The 19,001-nt window shown below is 69.1% G+C and carries 12 protein-coding genes; 11 read left to right on the top strand and 1 reads right to left on the bottom strand.

The features are described 5' to 3' along the window. Positions 1-65 precede the first annotated feature (65 nt). Positions 66-1,040, top strand: coding sequence for a tripartite tricarboxylate transporter substrate-binding protein (locus AC07OY_RS18930; protein ID WP_495044167.1), 975 nt, complete (start codon positions 66-68; stop codon positions 1,038-1,040). A gap of 194 nt (positions 1,041-1,234) precedes the next feature. On the opposite strand, the gene AC07OY_RS18925 is transcribed toward AC07OY_RS18930, so the two are convergent. After that, the gene (locus AC07OY_RS18925; protein WP_495044166.1) at positions 1,235-1,726 is read right to left on the bottom strand and encodes a VOC family protein; all 492 of its coding nucleotides are present in this window, start codon (positions 1,724-1,726) and stop codon (positions 1,235-1,237) included. A gap of 260 nt (positions 1,727-1,986) precedes the next feature. Between AC07OY_RS18925 and AC07OY_RS18920 the strand changes: the two genes are divergently transcribed. From AC07OY_RS18920 to AC07OY_RS18875, 10 genes are all read left to right on the top strand, one after another. Next, entirely contained in the window at positions 1,987-3,330 is a 1,344-nt protein-coding gene (locus AC07OY_RS18920; protein WP_495044165.1) for a GH1 family beta-glucosidase, read from the top strand. A 7-nt stretch (positions 3,331-3,337) separates the two neighbouring features. Next, entirely contained in the window at positions 3,338-4,348 is a 1,011-nt protein-coding gene (locus tag AC07OY_RS18915) for a LacI family DNA-binding transcriptional regulator (RefSeq protein WP_495044164.1), read from the top strand. Between the two features lie 43 nt (positions 4,349-4,391). Further along, complete coding sequence (locus tag AC07OY_RS18910) at positions 4,392-7,325, top strand: TonB-dependent receptor (RefSeq protein ID WP_495044163.1); 2,934 nt, start codon at positions 4,392-4,394, stop codon at positions 7,323-7,325. Between the two features lie 56 nt (positions 7,326-7,381). Then, positions 7,382-8,797, top strand: a complete 1,416-nt coding sequence (locus AC07OY_RS18905; protein ID WP_495044162.1) for a glucoamylase family protein — start codon at positions 7,382-7,384, stop codon at positions 8,795-8,797. A 166-nt stretch (positions 8,798-8,963) separates the two neighbouring features. Continuing rightward, on the top strand, positions 8,964-10,229 hold the full coding sequence (locus tag AC07OY_RS18900) for a sugar ABC transporter substrate-binding protein (protein ID WP_495044161.1): 1,266 nt from the start codon (positions 8,964-8,966) through the stop codon (positions 10,227-10,229). Then, positions 10,226-11,122, top strand: a complete 897-nt coding sequence (locus tag AC07OY_RS18895; protein WP_495044160.1) for a carbohydrate ABC transporter permease — start codon at positions 10,226-10,228, stop codon at positions 11,120-11,122. The genes AC07OY_RS18900 and AC07OY_RS18895 overlap by 4 nt, the downstream gene beginning before the upstream one ends. Further along, entirely contained in the window at positions 11,119-11,931 is an 813-nt protein-coding gene (locus tag AC07OY_RS18890; protein ID WP_495044159.1) for a carbohydrate ABC transporter permease, read from the top strand. Before AC07OY_RS18895 ends, AC07OY_RS18890 begins: the two co-directional genes overlap by 4 nt. Then, positions 11,928-14,888: a hypothetical protein gene (locus AC07OY_RS18885; protein WP_495044158.1), complete on the top strand. Its 2,961-nt coding sequence runs from the start codon at positions 11,928-11,930 to the stop codon at positions 14,886-14,888. The genes AC07OY_RS18890 and AC07OY_RS18885 overlap by 4 nt, the downstream gene beginning before the upstream one ends. Further along, positions 14,885-15,607: a carboxylesterase family protein gene (locus tag AC07OY_RS18880; protein WP_495044157.1), complete on the top strand. Its 723-nt coding sequence runs from the start codon at positions 14,885-14,887 to the stop codon at positions 15,605-15,607. Before AC07OY_RS18885 ends, AC07OY_RS18880 begins: the two co-directional genes overlap by 4 nt. Next, on the top strand, positions 15,604-18,888 hold the full coding sequence (locus AC07OY_RS18875; RefSeq protein WP_495044156.1) for a GH36-type glycosyl hydrolase domain-containing protein: 3,285 nt from the start codon (positions 15,604-15,606) through the stop codon (positions 18,886-18,888). The genes AC07OY_RS18880 and AC07OY_RS18875 overlap by 4 nt, the downstream gene beginning before the upstream one ends. The last annotated feature ends 113 nt before the right edge of the window (positions 18,889-19,001 follow it).

Below are 19,001 nucleotides of genomic sequence, written 5' to 3'. Positions count from 1 at the left end.
CCACCCGGCAGCTGCCCAGCGACGGCCCCTGCGTAGGCGCCGTCAAAAACTGTTGGAGACAAACGATGCGCCGTACCCATCTGCTCGCTGCCGGCCTGGCCGCCGTGGCCGCCTTCCCTGCACTGGCCGACTACCCCGAGAAGCCTGTCACCATCATCGTGCCCTTCGCCGCGGGCGGCCCGACCGACAAGGTCGCGCGTGACCTGGCCGAGGCCCTGCGCAAGCCCCTGGGCGGCACCATCATCATCGAGAACGTCGGCGGCGTCGGCGGCACGCTGGGCGCCAACAAGGTCGCCAAGGCCTCGGCCGATGGCTACACGCTGCTGCTGCACCACATCGGCATCGCCAGCGCGGTGGCGCTGTACCGCACCTTGCCCTACAAGACGCTGGAAGACTTCGAATACCTCGGCATGATCAACGAGGTGCCGATGACGCTGATCGCGCGGCCCAATCTGCCGCCCAACAACTACGCCGAACTCAGCAAGTGGCTGGACACCAACAAGGGCAACATCAACCTGGCCCATGCCGGCGTCGGCTCGGCCTCGCATCTGTGCGGCCTGATGTACCAGTCCACCCTCAAGATCGACATGACCACCGTGCCCTACAAGGGCACCGCGCCGGCCATGAATGACCTGCTCGGCGGCCAGGTCGACATCATGTGCGACCAGACCACCAACACCACCGGCCAGATCGAGGCCGGCAAGGTCAAGGCCTATGCCGTGATGTCGTCCAAGCGCCTGACCAGCGGCGCGCTGGCCAAGCTGCCGACGGCGGACGAATCGGGCGTCAAGGGCTTCAACCTCGCCGTCTGGCACGGCCTGTACGCGCCCAAGGGCACGCCCAAGGCCGTCATCGACAAGGTCAACACGGCGCTGCGTGCGGCCCTGAAGGACGCCGATTTCCACAAGCGCCAGGAAGCCCTGGGCGCGGTCATCATCAACGACGCCCGCCTGGCCCCGGCCGAGCACAAGAAGTTCGTCGAAGCCGAGATCAACAAGCTGAGCCCCGTCATCAAGGCTGCCGGCATCTACGCCGACTGAGAGGGGGCTCCTCGCCTGGTCTTGCAGACCGCGCTGCGCCAGTGGCGCAGCTCTTCGGCAGGCACGGCGAGTCCACTGGACTCACCGTGTCCGGCCTCAGCCCCCGAGAGGACGGCGATGCTCGCGGCATCGAGCCGCAAGCACATCGCCATGCGCGGGCCGGCCAGGGAGCGGCCCGGCGCTCGGCCCGCAACTCAACCGTTGACGCGATCGACCACCAGCCGGTGGTCGCCGTCCAGCACCCAGACCGCTTCGTAGTCCACCTCGAAGAGATGCCCGTCCGGGTCGGTGAAATAGCCGGCCACGCCCCAGTGCGTGCGCGTGGCCGGCTTGACGAGGCGCCCGCCTGCCGCGACGGCCCGGGCCAGGATGCGCGGCACTTCATCCGCTGATTGCGCGATGTAGATCAGGCCGACGCCAGCAAAGCCCTGGCCCTGCGGCGACTCGAAGCCGGCATCGCGGGCGAAGTCCGCGCGGCCGATCAGGCAGAGCGCGTAGCCGCCCAGATCGAACTTCACGAAGCCGGCACTGCTGGTGGGCGAGCGCTTCCAGCCCAGGGCCTCATAGAAGGCCGTCGAGCGCTCGACGCTGTCGACGCCGAGCAGGACGAGATGCAGGCGCTGGCGCGGCGGCAGCGCGTCCAGGCCGCTCGATTCAAAGACATGACCCACGGCTTGCTCCAGCATCCGCGTCCTCCTGTTTGTTGTGGGCGCGCATGCTAGCCATGCCGGCAAGACCGCGGGTTACGGCTTGGGCACGGCGGTAGCGGTCGAAGGCCGCCGCGGGCGAAGCTCGCAAGCGGTAGCCGGACCCGCCCAACTGCCAGGTCCGTGCCGCCACTGTGGTGCCGGGTAAACACGCTGTTGACGGATAGCGCCATCGTGGAAAGAATGCATGTAAACGTTTACATGAAAGCCGACCTGTGCAAGCAGCGTCGGTCCGACGGATGAGACAACCGTTCCCGCCTGGCTTCCTCTGGGGCTGCGCGACTTCCGCCTACCAGATCGAAGGCTCGCCGCTGGCCGATGGCGCCGGCGCCAGCAACTGGCATCGCTTCGTGCGCACGCCGGGCCGCGTGCATGGCGGCGAGACCGGCGATGTCGCCTGCGACCACTACCGCCGCATGAAGGACGACGTCGCGCTGATGCGCGAGCTCGGCCTGACCGCCTACCGCTTCAGCATCGCCTGGAACCGCGTGCTGCCCGAGGGTCGGGGCGCGGTCAATGCGGCGGGCCTGGGCTTCTACGAGAGTCTGGTCGACGAGCTGCTGGCCCACGGCATCCAGCCCATGGCGACCCTGCATCACTGGGACCTGCCCGCCGCCCTGGACGATCGCGGCGGCTGGCTCAACCCCGACATGCCGGACTGGTTCGCGGACTACGCGCAAGTCTGCTTCAAGGCCCTGGACGACCGCGTGCCGCTGTGGGTCACGCTGAACGAACCCTGGGTCGTCGCGGATGGCGGCTTCATGCAGGGCACGCTGGCGCCGGGCCACAGGAGCGCGTATGAGGCGGCCATCGCTGCCCACCGGCTGATGCAGGCGCATGCCAGGGGCGTGCAGGCCTATCGCGCCGTCGGCAAGAACAAGATCGGCCTGGTCGTCAACATCGAGCCCAAGCATCTGCCGGCCGACGCCAGCGAGGCCGACCGCCATGCCGCCAGGCTGGCCGATGCCTATATGAACCGGCAATACCTCGACCCGGCCCTGCTCGGCAGCTATCCCGAGGAATTGCGCGAAGTCTTCGGCGAAGCCTGGCCGGACTGGCCGGCCGCCGAGGTTGCAGCACTGAAGCAGCCGGTGGACTTCCTCGGCCTGAACTACTACACCCGCGCCGTCGTTCGCCACGACGCCAAGGCCTGGCCGGTGCCGGCCGCGCCGCAGCGCCAGCCCGGCGGCATCCATACCGAGATGGGTTGGGAGGTCCACCCGCAGAGCCTGGCGGACACCCTGGTCTGGATGCACGAGCGCTATGGCGGCCTGCCGCTGTATGTGACCGAGAACGGCGCCGCCTTCTACGACCCGCCCAGCGCCATCGATGGCCGTGTCGACGATCCGCTGCGCCAGCACTATCTGCGCACCCACATCGCTGCCGTGCAGGACGCGATGGCCCGTGGCGCCGACATGCGCGGCTACTTCGCCTGGTCGCTGTTCGACAACCTCGAATGGTCGCTGGGCTTTGCCAAGCGCTTCGGCCTGGTGCATGTGGACTTTCAGACACAGACCCGCACGCCCAAGGGCAGTGCGCGCTTCTATGCTGAGGTCATCGCCGCGCATGGCGCCAATCTCTGACAAGACAATGACGGCTTCCCCCGCCACCATCAAGGATGTTGCCCGCGCCGCCGGCGTCTCGGTGGCCACGGTCTCGCGTGCCCTCAACGGCGCCGAGAACGTGCTGCCCCACACGCGCCAGCGCATCCTGGACGTCGCCCGCGAACTGCGCTATTCGCCTTCCGGCGCGGCGCGCAGCCTGATCACGCGCCGCACCGACACCATAGGCGCGCTGCTGCCTGACCTGCACGGCGAGTTCTTCTCGGAGCTGATCCGCGGCATCGACCAGGCGGCCCGCGCGCGCGGCCTGCACCTGCTGCTGTCCAGCTCGCATGACGATGCCGACGAGGCCGCCGCCGCGCTGCGCGCAATGAACGGCCGCGTCGACGGCCTGGTCGTCATGTCGCCGCATGCCGACGACGACTTCCTGTCGCAGAACCTGCCGCCCACGCTGCCGGCCGTGCTGCTGAACTCCGGCATCAGCAAGCCGACGCAGCGCGTCTTCGCGGTCGACAACTTCGGTGGCGCGCGGGCAATGACCGAGCACCTGGTGCGCAGCGGCCGGCGCCGCATCGCCTTCCTGGGCGGGCCGCAGGCCAACTTCGAGGCACGCGAGCGCGAGCGCGGCTATCGCGCCGGCCTGGTGGACGGTCGCCAGCCATGGATCCTCGAAGGCGACTTCTCCGAGTCCGCCGGCGAGCGCGCCGGCGCGGCCCTGCTGGCCCTGCCGCAGGCCGACCGCCCCGACGCCGTCTTCGCCGCCAACGACATCATGGCCATCGGCCTGCTCGGCGCCCTGCAGGCCGGTGGCGTCCAGGTGCCCACCGCCATCGCCCTGGCCGGCTTCGACGACATCCCCATCGCGCGCTACGTCAGCCCGCCGCTGACGACCATGCATGTCCCCATCGCCGACCTCGGCATCCAGGCCCTGGATGCCCTGGCCAACGCCCTCGACAGCCCGCAGTCGCTCGTCGCCGACAGCACCGTCATGCCGGTGCAGCTCGTCGTGCGCGGCTCCTGCGGTGGCAAGCCGCCCTGAATCCCGTCCGAACCACAGTACACAACCAGGAGACAAGGACATCATGAACGACGCATCCACCCGCAAGCACTGGCGCCGCCACGCGCTGGCCACGGCCGTCTGCTTCGCCCTGGCCGGCACCGCATCGGCGCAGAGCTCCAACGCCACCGTGCGCGGCAACATCACCGCGGCGGGCGCCACCGCGCCGGCGGGAACGGATGTCGTCGCCGTCAACAAGGCCAATGGCAACACCTATCGCACCAAGACCCTGGCCGACGGCAGCTATGTGCTGCTCGGCCTGAACCCGGGCAGCTACGAGATCCGCGTCGGCGGCGCGGCCAGCGGCAGCACGGTCACGCTGTCGGTGGGCCAGAACGCGACGCTGGACCTCAGCAGCGGCAGCAACCAGCTCGGCACCGTCGTCATCCAGGGCACGGCCCAGCGCCAGGGCGTCATCGACTCCCAGGTCGGCACCACCGTCTCCAACAAGATGATCGAGGCCATCCCCCAGGCCTCGCGCAACTTCCTGTCGGCGGCCGACTTCGCGCCCGGCGTGCGCTTCGACACCGATTCCAGCGGCAACACGCGGCTGCGCGGCGGCTCGCAGAACATCGACTCGGTCAACGTCTTCATCGACGGCGTCGGCCAGAAGAACAACATCCTGCGCGGCGGCGTCAGCGGCCAGGACACCAGCCGTGGCAACCCCTTCCCGCAGACGGCCATCGCCGAGTACCGCGTGCTGACGCAGAACTACAAGGCCGAGTTCGACCAGGTGTCCAGCGTGGCCATCTCGGCAGTCACCAAATCCGGGACCAACGAAACGCATGGAAACGTTTACGTCAATCGCACCGGCAGCAACTGGACCTCGCTGAGCCCCATCCAGGAGCGTGACAAGGCCAACAAGATCGAGCCCCCTTCCTACAAGCAGATCGAAGGCGGCTTCAGCATCGGCGGCGCCATCAAGCCCGACGCGCTGCATTACTTCCTCGCCTACGACGGCAAGACGCTGGACAAGCCGCGCCAGCTGACGGCGATGAATCTGGACAAATATCCCGGCAGCCCCGGCATCGTGCCGACCCTGGCCGGCCAGCAGGGTTCGTTCAAGGGCCAGTTCAAGGAGCATCTGCTGTTCGGCAAGCTGTCCGCCGAGATCGACGACCGCCAGCGCCTGGACATCTCGACCACGCTGCGCAAGGAGACCGGCTATTCGGTCGACGGCGACCGTTTCGCGCCGAGCACGGCCATCAACAACAACAACGACTCCTACCGCATCGACGTCGTCCACGAGTACACCGGCGACCGCTTCCTGAACGAGGCGCGCGCCGGCTGGGAGAGCAGCAAATGGAACCCGCAGTCGGACTCTTCCGACTCGCTGGTGCGCTACAAGTACTCGCCCACCAATGCCATCAACAACGTCCAGGACATCTTCTTCACCGGCGGCTCGCCCAATGCCCAGGACCGGCGCCAGAGCGGCATCTACCTGAAGAACGACCTCAGCTACACCGGCCTCGCCGGCCACGTCATCAAGGGCGGGGCCCAGGTCAAGGCGATGAAGTACGAGCTCAGCGGCACGGCTTTCCGCGTGGCCGCCATCGACACGGTGCTGAACACGACGACCGGCCAGCCCTATTTCAACGGGCTGACCTGCACCGGCACCAACGTCAGCAGCAACGGCCTGTCCAGCGACCAGTGCAACATCCGCCTCGCCATCCCCAGCGCCTCGGCCAACTTCAACAACAAGCAGTACGGCCTCTATCTGCAGGACGACTGGAAGCTGACCAAGCAGCTCGAGCTCAACCTCGGCGCGCGCTGGGACTATGAAGACAACATGCTGAACAACAACTACGTGACGCCGGCCGACCGCGTCGCCGGGTTGAATGCACTGGACGGCCGCACGGTGGACGGCATCACCGCGCCCGCGGGCCAGACCTATGCGCAGTCGCTCGCCAAGGGCGGCATCAACATCGCCGACTACATCTCCACCGGCAATTCGCGCAAGGCGTTCAAGGGTGCGTTTGCGCCGCGCCTGGGTGCGTCGTTCGACGTGCTGGGCGACAAGTCCACCGTCATCTACGGCGGCTGGGGCCGCAGCTACGACCGCAAGATGGCCAACAACGCGCTGGACGAACTGCAGAAGAATGCGGCGCCGGGTGGCGAGATCTGGATGATCAAGAACGACTTCAAGATGCCGTTCGCTGACCAGATGAGCCTGGGCGTGCGCCAGGCCCTGGGCCTGTGGAACATGGACGTCGCCGTCTCCAAGATCCATGCGAAGAACCAGTTCATCTGGTTCAACGGCAACCGCGACCCCAACGGGGGTTTTGGCAACTCCAACTCCGTGGACCCGTTCTGGGGCGGCGCACCGCGCAACTTCGGCACCCTGGTGCTGGGCGACTTCGTCGGCCAGAACAAGGCGACCAGCCTGTTCCTGTCGCTGGAGAAGCCTTACACCCAGGCCAGCGGCTGGAGCATGACGGTGGCCTACACCTACACGGACGCCAAGACCACCAACAACGAATGGTCGGACGACATCTTCGACTGGACCTATGGCAAGAGCACCTATGGCTTCCGCCCTGCCAAGGATGCGGAGAAGCATCGCCTGGTGGTCGGCGGCCTGATGGACAAGCTGCCCTGGGACCTGCAGTTGTCCGGCAAGCTCACGATGGGCGACGGACAGCCTCGTCGAGTGATCAACTGCACCACCGGCTTCAATATCCCGACCGGCTGCGTCGCCGTCGAGCGAGGGTCTGACAACTTCAAGCAACTGGACCTGGCCCTGGCCAAGAACGTCAAGGTCTATGGCGGGGAGCTGCAGTTCCGCATTGACGTGCTGAACGTGTTCAACACCGCCAACTGGGGCTATTACGACGACTGGGTCGGCGGCGCGGCCAACCCGCCCCAGAACGTGTTCGGTGGCGACAACGCCCACTTCGACACCCGCACGGGCGTGCGCGGCACGATGCGCCAGTTCAAGCTGGGCGTGAGCTACACGTTCTGATCCCGGCCTTGAAAAAGGGAGCCGGTCACCGCCGGCTCCCACAATCCCTCCCCATCATGGATCTGCTGACACGACGCGCCCTTCTCGGCCAGGGAGCCGGCCTGGCGCTGGCCTCGGCCCTGCCCACCTGGGCCGAAATCCCTGCGAGCGAGGCCTTCCTCGCCGACCTCGAACGCCGCACCTTCGACTTTTTCTGGGAGACGACCGATGCGAAGACGGGACTCGCGCCCGACCGCTGGCCAACGCCGTCCTTCGCCAGCATCGCCGCCATCGGCTTTGCGCTGAGCGCCTACCCGTTGGGCGTGGCGCGGGGCTACATCACCCGCAACCAGGCGCGCGACCGCACGCTGACGACGCTGCGCTTCCTGGCCCAGTTGCCGCAGGGGCCGGGCAAGACCGGCGTGGCCGGCCACAAGGGCTTCTTCTATCACTTCCTCGACATGAAGGAGGGCCTGCGCTTCGCCCGGTGCGAGCTCTCGACCGTCGACACGGCCCTGCTGCTGATGGGCGCCCTGCATGCGCAGAGCTTCTTCGACGGCGAGCAGCCCGAGGAGGCCAGCATCCGCGGCCTCGTCGACGAGCTCTATGGCCGCGTCGACTGGGCCTGGGCCCAGGTGCGCCCGCCCTCCATCGGCCATGGCTGGACGCCCGAGAAAGGCCATCTGCCCCATGACTGGAAGGGCTATAACGAGGCCATGATGGTCTATCTGCTGGCACTCGGCTCACCCACGCGGCCGGTCAAGCCCGAGGCTTATGGCGCCTGGCTCAGCACCTACGACGAACACAGCTGGGGCGAGAGCCACGGCCAGACCTTGCTGCGCTTCCCGCCGCTGTTCGGCCACCAGTTCACCCACTGCTGGGTGGACTTCCGCGGCATCCACGATTCCTATATGCGTGCCAAGGGCCTGGACTACTTCGAGAACTCGCGCCGCGCCACCTATGTGCAGCGCGACTACGCCGCCGCCAACCCGCTGGGCTGGCAGGGCTACAGCGCCGAGGTCTGGGGTGTCAGCGCCAGCGACGGTCCGGCCGACATCACGCTGAACTACACGACGACCGCCGGCAAGACCCAGAAGCGCCGCTTCATCAGCTATGCCGGCCGTGGCATGGGACTGCACGACGACGGCACGCTGGCGCCCTATGCGGCGGGCTCCTCCATCGCCTTCGCGCCAGAGATCGTCGTGCCAGCGCTGATGGCCATCAAGACCCGCTACCCGCACACCTGGGGCCGGTATGGCTTCTGGGATGCGTTCAACCCCAGCTTCAACTATCCCGACGTCAGGCTCACGCATGGCCGCGTCGAGCCCGGCAAGGGCTGGGTGGATACCGACGTGCTGGGCATCGACCAGGGGCCGCTGCTGGCCATGATGGGCAACCATCGGGGTGAACTGATCTGGCGCGTGATGCGCAAGAACGCGCATCTGGTGCGGGGTTTGAAGCGCGCCGGCTTTACCGGAGGCTGGCTGGGTTGAGATGATGGCGCCCCTCGCCCAGTCCCGCCCCGCTGAACGCGGGCGCGCCCGGTCGGTCCCCCGCGGGGACGGCGATGCTTGCGGCATTGAGCCGCAAGCACATCGCCAGAACGGGCCGGCTTGGGAGCGGCCCGGCGCTCGGCCCGTGAGTTTCATGAGCGACTGAATGAGACGCCGCGACCTGCTCACCGCTGCCGGAGCCGCCGCGCTCACGGGCTGCGCGCGCGACAAGGACACGACCACGCTGCGCTTCTGGGCCATGGGCCGCGAAAGCGAGGTCGTGGCCGAGCTGATGCCGGGCTTCGAGCGCGAGCACCCCGGCGTGCGCGTCAAGGTCGAGCAACTGCCCTGGACGGCTGCTCACGAAAAGCTGCTGACGGCCTTTGCCGGCGACGCCACGCCCGACCTCGCCCAGGTCGGCAACACCTGGCTGCCCGAGATGCAGGCCCTGGGTGCGCTCGAGCCGCTGGAGGCCTGGCTGGCACGTACGCCCGCGCTGGCTTCGGGCGACTATTTCGAGGGCATCTGGGCCACCAATGCACCGGGCGGCCAGCGCGTCGGCCTGCCCTGGTATGTGGACACGCGGCTGATGTTCGTGCGCCAGGACCTGCTGGCCCAGGCCGGCATCCCGTCCATGCCCGTCAGCTGGGACGACTGGCGCGCGACCCTGGCCCGGCTGCGTGAGCGCGGCATGGACAAACCCATGCTGCTGCCCACCAACGAGTCGGCGCCGCTGCTGGCCCTTGCCCTGCAGCAGCCCGGCGAGGTGCTGCGCGACGGTGGCCGCTATGGCAACTTCTCGGGCCCGGGCTTTCGCAAGGCCCTGAGCTTCTACCTGGAGCGCTTCCAGCGCGGTGAGGCACCGGGCGTCAGCGAGGTGCAGATCGGCAACCTCTGGCAGGAGTTCGGGCGCGGCAACTTCGCCTTCTACATGTCCGGCCCCTGGGACATCGGCGAGTTCAAGCGCCGCCTGCCGCCCGAGCTGGCCAAAGCGTGGATCACCGCCGAGCTGCCCGGGCCGGACGGCCCCGGTGCCTCCATTGCCGGCGGTGCCAGCCTCGCCATGTTCAAGCGCTCTCGCCACAAGGCCGAGGTCTGGGCGCTGATCAGCTACCTGAGCCGGCCGGACGTGCAGCTGGAGTTCTACCGCCTGACCGGCGACCTGCCGGCGCGCCGCAGCGCCTGGGCCCTGCCGCTGAACGGCGCGACCCTGGCCGAGGACCGCCATGCCGCCGCCTTCCACCGCCAGCTGCAGCGCGTGCGTGCGGCGCCGGCCGTGCCCGAGTGGGAACGCATCGAGAAGGAGATGCAGCTCGCCGCCACGCGCGCCGTGCATGGCGTGACCGACCTCGACACCACGGTGAAGCGGCTGGATGCCCTGGTCGACGGCATCCTGGAGAAGCGGCGCTGGATGCTGGAGCGCCACGCATGAGGCACGCCGGTCGCGAGGCCCTCGCCGCCTGGGCCTTTGTCGCCCCGGCGCTCATCGTCATCGCGCTGTTCTTCGGCGTGCCCGTCTTCGCCGGCCTGGCGCTGAGCCTGACCGACTTCGACATCTATGCGCTGTCCTCCTTGAGCAATCTGCGCTGGCAGGGCTGGGACAATTATGTCCATGTGCTGAGCCTGCCGCTGTTCTGGAAGGCCCTGGGCAACACCTTCTATTTCGTCGTGCTGGGCGTGCCGCTGTCCATAGGCGTGTCGCTGGCCGCAGCGGTGCTGCTGCAGTCCCGGCTGGTGCGCTTCAAGCCGCTGCTGCGCACGGCCCTGTTCGCTCCTGTTGTCACCACCCTGGTCGCCGTGGCCGTCATCTGGCGCTATCTCTTCCATGTGAAGTACGGCCTGGTGAACTACACCCTGCAATCGCTCGGGCTCGAGCCCGTCGACTGGCTGGGGGACCCGCACTGGTCCATGCCCACCATCATCCTGTTCGCCGCCTGGAAGAACTTCGGCGGCAACATGATCATCTTCATCGCCGCCCTGCAAGCCGTGCCCCAGGATCTGTACGAGGCCGCGCGGCTGGACGGCGCGAAGTCCTGGGCCCAGTTCCGCTACATCACGCTGGCCAGCATTGCGCCGACGCTGCTGATGGTCACCATCCTGACGACGGCGGGCTATTTCCAGCTCTTCGCCGAGCCCTATGTGATGACCCAGGGCGGGCCTCTGCAGAGCACGGTCAGCGTGCTCTATCTGATGTACGAGGAAGGCTTCAAGTGGTGGAACCTGGGCCTGGCCTCGGCCGTGGCCTTCGTGCTCTTTGTTGTCATCGTCGCCGTCAGCAAGGGCCTGATCGCGGTGCAGAGGCGGCTGACGGGGGAGGGCGCGTGAAGTCCAAGGCCCTCATCCTCAATGGCCTGCTGTGGGCCTTCGCGGCGCTGGCAGCCTTCCCGCTGGTGTGGATGGTCTGCGTGTCGCTGATGCCGGCCGGCACGGCCCAGAGCCTGCCGCCGCCCCTGATCCCGCGTGAGCCGACCTTCGAGCACTACCGCGCGCTGCTCGGCGATGGCGGCCTGAAGCGTGCCTTCATCAACAGCCTGGGCCTGGCGATCGTCAGCACGGCCGTGTCAGTCAGCTTCAACACCCTGGCCGGCTATGCCTTTGCCAAGCTGCGCTTCCGCCATCGCGAGCGCGTCTTCGGCCTGCTGATCGCCGCCCTGGTCATCCCCGGCCAGGTGGCCATGCTGCCGCTCTTCCTGATGCTCAAGGGCATGGGCCTGGTGAACACCTGGATGGGCGTGATCATCCCCAGCATGGCCGGCATCTTCGGCATCTTCCTGGTGCGCCAGTACGCGCGTGGCGTGCCGGATGAACTCATCGAAGCGGCGCGCATCGACGGTGCCGGCGAATGGCGCATCTTCTGGAGCGTCGTGCTGCCGACCTTGAAGCCCGTGCTGGTCACGCTGGCCGTGTTCGCCTTCCTGGGCAGCTGGAACGACTTCATGTGGCCGCTGATCGTGCTGACCGATGGCGAGATGCACACCCTGCCGGTGGCGCTCGCGGCCCTGTCGCGCGAGCATGTGCAGGACAGCGAGCTGATGATGGCCGGTGCCGTCATCACGGTGCTGCCGGTGCTGTTGTTGTTTGTTGCCCTGCAGCGCTATTACATGCAAGGCTTGTTGATGGGTAGCGTGAAGTGAAAAAGCTGTTTGTCACCGCCCTGCTGCTGGTCGCCCAGTTGGCGGTGGGCGCCGTGCTCGACGACATGAAGGACGCCGCGCTGTGGCAGGCCACTGCCTCCGACCAGGTCAAGGCCAGCCTGCGCCGTGATGTGCGCGACGACAGCCTCTGCCTGGACTATGACTTCGCCGGGGTCTCCGGCTATGCCGTGCTGCGCCGCGAACTGCCGCTGGACTGGCCGGCAGATTTCGCCTTGACGACCCAGCTCAAGGGCAAGGGTGCTGGCAACGACCTGCAGATCAAGCTGGTCGATGCCAGCGGCGACAACGTCTGGTGGATCCACCGTCCCGCCTTCCCCCTGCCCGACGCGCTGACCGAGCTGCGCTTCAAGCGCCGCCACGTCGCCTTCGCCTGGGGGCCCACCGACGACCGTGTGCTGCAGCGCAGCCAGTTCGTCGAGTTCGTCGTTGTCGCCGGCCAGCAGGGCGGCGGCGGGGCAGGGAGCTTGTGCGTCGCCAGCCTCGGCCTGGAGGCGCGCGCGCCCGCGCCCAAGGCCTGGCCGGAGCCGCGCCGCAAGACGGGGGCTGGCGAGGTGACGCTGGACTTCCAGACCCTGCGCGAGTTCAACGGCCTGTGGTTTGCGAGCGGCACGCCTCTGCGCGTCGAGGTGTCGGACGACAACCGGCGCTGGAAGCCCCTGTCCACCCAGCCGGGCCGGGCGCTTTTCCTCGGCGAGCAGGAGTGGCGCTGGATTCGCCTGCGCCGCGAGGGCAAGAAGCCGCCCGAGGTCGAGTTGCGCGATGCGGCCCAATGGCCGGATCGCAATGCCGCTGTGGCCGAACTCGCCAAGGCCCTGCCGCGCGGCGAGCTGCCGCGGGCCTTCCGCGGCGAGCAGAACTACTGGACCGTCGTCGGCGTGGACGGCGGCGCGCAGCGGTCCGGCCTGGTCAGCGAGGACGGCGCCATCGAGCTGACGCGCGGCGGCCCCAGCATCGAGCCGGCGGTGAGGCTGGCCGACGGCCGGGTTGTCAGCTGGGCCCAGGTGCGTGCCGAGCACAGCCTGGTCGAGCACTCATTGCCTGTCGTGCAATGGCGGCATGCCGACGTCGAATTGCGCGTCGAAGCCGGCGCCGACGGCCCCGCCAAGGCGCCGCAACTGCTGGCTCGCTACACGCTGCGCAACCCGACGGCCAAGCCGCAGCGCTATTCGCTGCTGCTGGCGCTGCGCCCCTGGCAGGTCAACCCGCCGCAGCAGTTCCTGTCAACCCAGGGCGGCATCAGCCCGCTGCCGTCGCTGGCTTGGGGCGATGGCAAGCTCAGCGCGGCGGGGCTGAGCGTCCAGCCGCGCGAGGCCCCCGCGGAAGTGCGTGCGGCGCCCTGGGGTGCGGGTCCCGGGCTGGCGTCGCTGCTGCAGGCGGCGCCACTCACGCAGCTGGCGGATGCCGAGCAATTGCCCTCGGCGCTGCTGCGCTTCGATGTCGAACTCGCGGCCGGCGAGGCCCGCAGCCTGGGCTGGGTGACGGGGGGCGATGCCGCCGCCCTTGACGCCCGCCTGGCCGTGGCTGCCGCGCAATGGCGCGATCGCCTGGGGGTGCTGGAGCTCCAGCTGCCGCCCCAGGCCCGGCCCGTCGTCGACACCATGCGCAGCGCCCTGGCCCAGATGCTGATGTCCCGCGAAGGCCCGGCGCTGCGGCCCGGCACGCGCTCCTATGCCCGCTCCTGGGTGCGCGACGGCGCCATGATGGTGGCCGGCCTGGTGCGCATGGGGGAGCTGCAGGCGGCTCGGGAGTTCGTCGACTGGTATGGCGGCTATATCTTCGAGTCCGGCAAGGTGCCCTGCTGCGTCGACCAGCGCGGCGCCGATCCCGTCGTCGAGAACGACAGCCACGGCCAGTACCTGTTTGCCGTCGCCGAGTTGTGGCGGCACACGCAAGACCGCGCGCTGCTGGAGCGCCACTGGTCGAAGGTGCAGCGTGTCGTCGCCTGGATGGAAGGCCTGCGCCAGAGCGAACGCAGGCCCGGCGCCGACCCGCGCTTCAAGGGCCTGATGCCGCCGTCCATCAGCCATGAGGGCTACAGCGACAAGCCGGCCTATTCCTATTGGGACGACTTCTGGGCCCTGCGCGGCTACAAGGACGCCGTGCAGATCGCCCAGGCCCTGGGCGACACGGCCAGCGCCAGCCGCTGGGCGGTGTCGCGGGACGAGTTCGAGGCCGACCTGGGCGCGTCCATCGCCGCGACGGCGCGGCACTTCAAGCTCGACCACATCGCCGGCGCCGCCGACCGCGGCGACTTCGATGCCACGTCCACGACCATGGCGCTGAACCCGGCCCAGGCGGACAAGCTGCCGCCCGAGCTGCTGCGCGCCACCTTCAACCGGTATGTGAGCGAGGCCTTCGCCCGCATTGACGGCAGCAAGGCCTGGAAGGACTACACGCCCTACGAGCTGCGCAATGTCAGCGCCCTGGTGCGCCTGGGCCGCGTGGAGGAGGCGCATCGCCTGCTGGCCTGGTTCTTCACCCACCAGCGTCCGGCCGGCTGGAATCAATGGGCCGAGGTCGTGCTGCCGGATGCGCGCAAGGTCCAGTTCCTCGGTGACATGCCGCATGCCTGGATCTCGTCCGACTATCTGCGCTCGGCCCTCGACCTGCTGGCCTACGAGCGCGAGGCGAGCGGCAGCCTGGTGCTGGCAGCCGGCATCCCGCCGGCCTGGCGCGCTGCCGGCGACATCGGCGTGACCGGCCTGTCCACGGCCTGGGGGCGGCTGGACTACCGCTTGCTGAGGCGGGCCGACGGCGGCTGGACCCTGCACATCGACCGCCGCCCGGAACGCCTGCCCGGCGAATTGCGCCTTGCCTGGCCGGGTACGGCGGCGTTACCGCGCGCTAACGTCGAAACTCAGGTGCTGAACTGGCAAGGCCGCGAATTGCCTCTGCCGGCCCATGCCACGACCATCCAGCTGGAGCCCACGCCATGACGATGAACCGCCGCCAACTGTTGTTGACGACGCCCGCGCTGCTGAGCGCCTGCGCGGCCCTGCCGCCGACGCCGCCGGCCGGCCTGGCCGCCGGCGAGCAGCGCGCCTGGGAGCTGGAAGGCCAGCGCTTCTGGATCTGGCTGCCGCGCGAGTACAGCCAGCGCACCCAGGCCTGGCCCCTGGTCGTGTTCCTGCACGGATCCGGCGAGCGCGGCACCGACCTGGAAAAGGTCAAGGTCCACGGCCCGCCCAAGCTGGTCGCCGCCGGCGCCGCCTGGCCCTGCATCGTCGTCAGCCCCCAGCTCGAGGACAATCTGCACTGGGACCCCGAGCGCCTGCACCGGCTGCTGGGCGCCCTCAAGGCGAGGCTCAATATCGACCCGCAGCGCTGCGTCGGCACCGGCCTGTCGCTCGGCGGCTTTGGCGTTTGGCACTGGGCCACGGCCTACCCGCGCGATCTGGCGGCCATCGCACCGGTGTGCGGTTTCGGCGACGCCGCCCAGGTGGCGGCCATGCGCAGCGTGCCCGTGCGCGGCTACCACGGCGACCAGGACCTGGCCGTGCCGCTGGCACCCCACATCGCCTGCGTGGAGGCCTTGCGCGCGGCCGGGGGCAACGCCTCGCTGACCATCTATCCCGGCGTCGGCCACGACTCCTGGACGCCTGCCTACAACGACCCCGATCTGCTGCCTTGGCTGTTGGCACAGAAACTGACATGACTGTCCATTTCCTTCGCAACGCTGCCGGCCTCGAAGCCGAGCTGCTCTCCCATGGCGCGCTGCGCCGACTGATGTTCGGGCCGGCGCTGATGCTCAACCTCTTTCCCGGCAACGAGCTGGAAGGCGGGCCAGCCAATGTCTGGCTGCGTCGGCGCGAGGCGGGGGAGGACGGCTGGCGCGTCGCGCCGCTGCTCGGGCCCTTGTCGCCGCTCAGCGTGTTCGCGGATGAAGACGGCTTCGAGATGCGGGGGGAGTGGCAGGGCCTGGCCCTGAGGCTGTCGCTGCGCCTGGCTGCCGATGAACCGGTGCTGTTCTGGCATCTGCAGGCCGCCAACCTGGGCGATGCGCCGGTCGAGATCGCGCCCGTGCTGGTGCAGGACGTGGGCCTGGCCGACTACGGCGCCGTGCGCACCAACGAGTTCTACGTCAGCCACTACATCGACCTGCAGCCGCTGCGGCATGCGGGCCGCGGCACGCTGCTGGCCGCGCGCCAGAACCAGGCCCAGGGAGGAAAGCATCCCTGGCTGCTGGCCGGCTCGCTGCGCCGTGCCGAGAGTTTTGCAACCGACGCGAGCCAGGTCTGGGGCCATGCGGCCCGCGAAGGCGCACAGCCCCCGGGCCTGTTGACGGGCCTGCCGGGGCAGCGCCTGCAACACGAGCATGCCGTCATCGCCCTGCAGGATGAGGCCATCACGCTGGCGCCCGGCGAGCGCATGGCCGCCGGCTTCTTCCTGGCCTTGCAAGCCCACCACCCCGAGGCCAGCAGCGATGCCGATCTGGATCGCCTGGCCGCACTGCTGGCCTTGCCGCAAGCCCAGGCGGCCCAGATGGTCGATGCCCCGGGCCTCGACCCCGCGGCCAGCCTGTTCGCGAGCGCGCCCATGCTGGCCAGCCGCGACCCGAGCGACGAGGAGCTGTCCGACTGGTGGCCCGGCGAGCGCCGCCACGAGGAATGGCAGGGCGGCCAGTGCCTGAGCTTCTTCACCGGCGAAGCGGCCCACGTCGTGCTGCGTGCCAAGGAGCTGCTGGTGCAGCGCCCGCACGGCCACATCCTGCGCAGCGGCGACCACCTGGTGCCCGACGAGGGCGCGCTCACCTCCACCTGCTGGATGGGCGGCGTCTTCCACTCCATGCTGACCCAGGGCCATGTCAGCATCAACCGCCTGCTGTCCACCCAGCGCAGCCTGCTGGGCCTGTTCGGCACGGCCGGCCTGCGCCTCTTCGTGCAGCCCCAGGTCAGCGACTGGCAGTTGCTCGGCCTGCCTTCGGCCTTCGAGATCCAGCCCCAGCGCTGCCGCTGGATCTATGCCTTTGACAGCGGCGTCCTCGAAGTCGTCGCATCGGCCGGCGCGGCGCCCGGCGTGATGGAGCTCAGCCTGCGCGTTCTCAAGGGCCGCGCGCTGCGGCTGCGGGCCAGCCTCAACCTGGCCGTGGGTGGCGATGACGGTGCGGCTGCCGCCAAGCCGGTCTGGGAGCACGGCGACGGCCGCCTGCGCATCACGCCGCCGGAGGGCAGCGAGCTGGCGGCACGCTTCCCCGGCGGCGGCCTCGTCATCGAGGCGCCGGGCATATCAATAGTCGGCGATGACGGCCGGCTCTTCGACGATGGCGTCAGCCGCGGCGAGCCGCTGGTCTGCCTCGACTTCTCGCCTGCATCGTCCTTCTCGCTGACGCTGCGCGGCGAGCTGCTCGAGGCCGCGCCGCCGCCTGCGCAGCCGCTCACGCTGCCGCAATGCCAGCACCCGGCCCTGGCCCAGCTGAGCGACATCCTGCCCTGGTATGCCCACAACGCCCTGGTGCACTACCTGTCGCCGCGCGGCCTGGAGCAGTACTCGGGCGGCGGCTGGGGTACCCGCGACGTCTGCCAAGGCCCGCTCGAGATGCTGCTGGCCCTGGGCCGCACGGAACCCGTGCGCGACCTGCTGCTGCGCGTCTTCGCCAACCAGAACCCCGACGGCGACTGGCCGCAGTGGTTCATGTTCTTCGAGCGCGAGGCCGCCATCCGCGCCGGCGACTCGCATGGCGACATCGTCTTCTGGCCGCTGCTGGGCCTGGCGCATTACCTGATCGCCAGCGGCGACGCCGGGCTGCTGGACGAGGTGCTGCCTTTCCACGGTGGTGAGCCGGCCACGCTGTCGGCGCATGTGGAGAAGGCGCTGGCCCTGATCCGCCAGCGCGTCGTGCCCGGCACGGGCCTGGCCGCCTATTGGCATGGCGACTGGAACGACTCGCTGCAGCCCGCCGACCCGGCCCTGCGCGAGCGCCTGTGCAGCGCCTGGACGGTGACCCTGCACCACCAGATGCTGCACACGCTGGCCACGGCCTTCAACCGGCTCGGCCGCGCCGACCAGGCCGCCGCCCTCGCGGCCGAGGCCGTCAGCGTGCGCGCCGAGTTCCAGCGCCTGCTGGTGCAGGACGACGTCGTTGCCGGCTATGCGCTATTCCCCGAGCAAGGCGAGCGCGAGCTGTGGATCCACCCGCGGGACAGCCGCACCGGCCTGCGCTACAGCCTGCTGCCCATGATGCATGCCGTCATCGACGAGCTGTTCACGCCCGAGCAGGCGGCGACCCAGGCCGCGCTGATTGAGCAGCATCTGAAGGGCCCCGATGGCGCTCGGCTGTTCGATGCGCCGCTGCCCTATCGCGGCGGACCGTCCCAGCTCTTCCAGCGTGCGGAGACCAGCAGCTTCTTCGGCCGCGAGATCGGCATCATGTATATGCATGCTCATCTGCGCTACGCCCAGATGCTGGCCCATCTCGGCCGTGCCGAAGCCTTCCTGCAGGCCTTGACGCTGGCCCATCCCATCGGATTGAGCGACCGGGTGGCCAGCGCCGGCCGGCGCCAGGCCAATTGCTACTACTCCAGCTCCGACGCCGCCTTTGCCGACCGCTACGAGGCGCAAGCCCATTACGGCCGCGCGTTGGCGGGCGAAGTGGCGCTGGATGGCGGTTGGCGCATCTATTCGAGCGGTCCGGGCATTGCGCTGGGCCTGGTCATCCACTCGCTGTTGGGCCTGAGGCTGGAGCACGAGGCCCTGGTCGTCGACCCCGTGATGCCCGAGGTGCTGGACGGCCTGACGGTGCAGCTGGCGCTGGCCGACATGCGTTTCGAGCTGAGCTATCGCGTCGGTCCGCGCGGCCATGGCGTCGTGCGGGTGCTGGATGACGCGGGGCAGGAGATCGCAGCCACGCGTCGGCCGCATGCCTACCGCATCGGCGCCCTGGCGCTGGCGCGGCCCGTGGCGGGCGGCACCCACCGCTGGACCGTCGAACTCGGTTGATGCGACGGGCGGCTGCTTCGTCTGCAGGTCCGCATCGCCGCGCGTCGGTGCCTTTGACAGTCGTAGAGCCGCGCCGCCTGCCCACCGGGTCGGTCATATTCCCTTTCAGCCCC

This window comes from Roseateles sp. GW821-FHT09H10 (genome assembly GCF_059415865.1).
Note: the sequence above shows the minus strand (reverse complement) of the source record. Positions and strands in the feature narration are given on the sequence as shown.

Excerpts from the sequence above, each read along its gene's own strand:
- AC07OY_RS18930 (WP_495044167.1), top strand. The coding sequence starts at position 66 with ATGCGCCGTACCCATCTGCTCGCTGCCGGCCTGGCCGCCGTGGCCGCC.
- AC07OY_RS18925 (WP_495044166.1), bottom strand. The coding sequence starts at position 1,726 with ATGCTGGAGCAAGCCGTGGGTCATGTCTTTGAATCGAGCGGCCTGGAC.
- AC07OY_RS18920 (WP_495044165.1), top strand. The coding sequence starts at position 1,987 with ATGAGACAACCGTTCCCGCCTGGCTTCCTCTGGGGCTGCGCGACTTCC.
- AC07OY_RS18915 (WP_495044164.1), top strand. The coding sequence starts at position 3,338 with ATGACGGCTTCCCCCGCCACCATCAAGGATGTTGCCCGCGCCGCCGGC.
- AC07OY_RS18910 (WP_495044163.1), top strand. The coding sequence starts at position 4,392 with ATGAACGACGCATCCACCCGCAAGCACTGGCGCCGCCACGCGCTGGCC.
- AC07OY_RS18905 (WP_495044162.1), top strand. The coding sequence starts at position 7,382 with ATGGATCTGCTGACACGACGCGCCCTTCTCGGCCAGGGAGCCGGCCTG.
- AC07OY_RS18900 (WP_495044161.1), top strand. The coding sequence starts at position 8,964 with ATGAGACGCCGCGACCTGCTCACCGCTGCCGGAGCCGCCGCGCTCACG.
- AC07OY_RS18895 (WP_495044160.1), top strand. The coding sequence starts at position 10,226 with ATGAGGCACGCCGGTCGCGAGGCCCTCGCCGCCTGGGCCTTTGTCGCC.
- AC07OY_RS18880 (WP_495044157.1), top strand. The coding sequence starts at position 14,885 with ATGACGATGAACCGCCGCCAACTGTTGTTGACGACGCCCGCGCTGCTG.
- AC07OY_RS18875 (WP_495044156.1), top strand. The coding sequence starts at position 15,604 with ATGACTGTCCATTTCCTTCGCAACGCTGCCGGCCTCGAAGCCGAGCTG.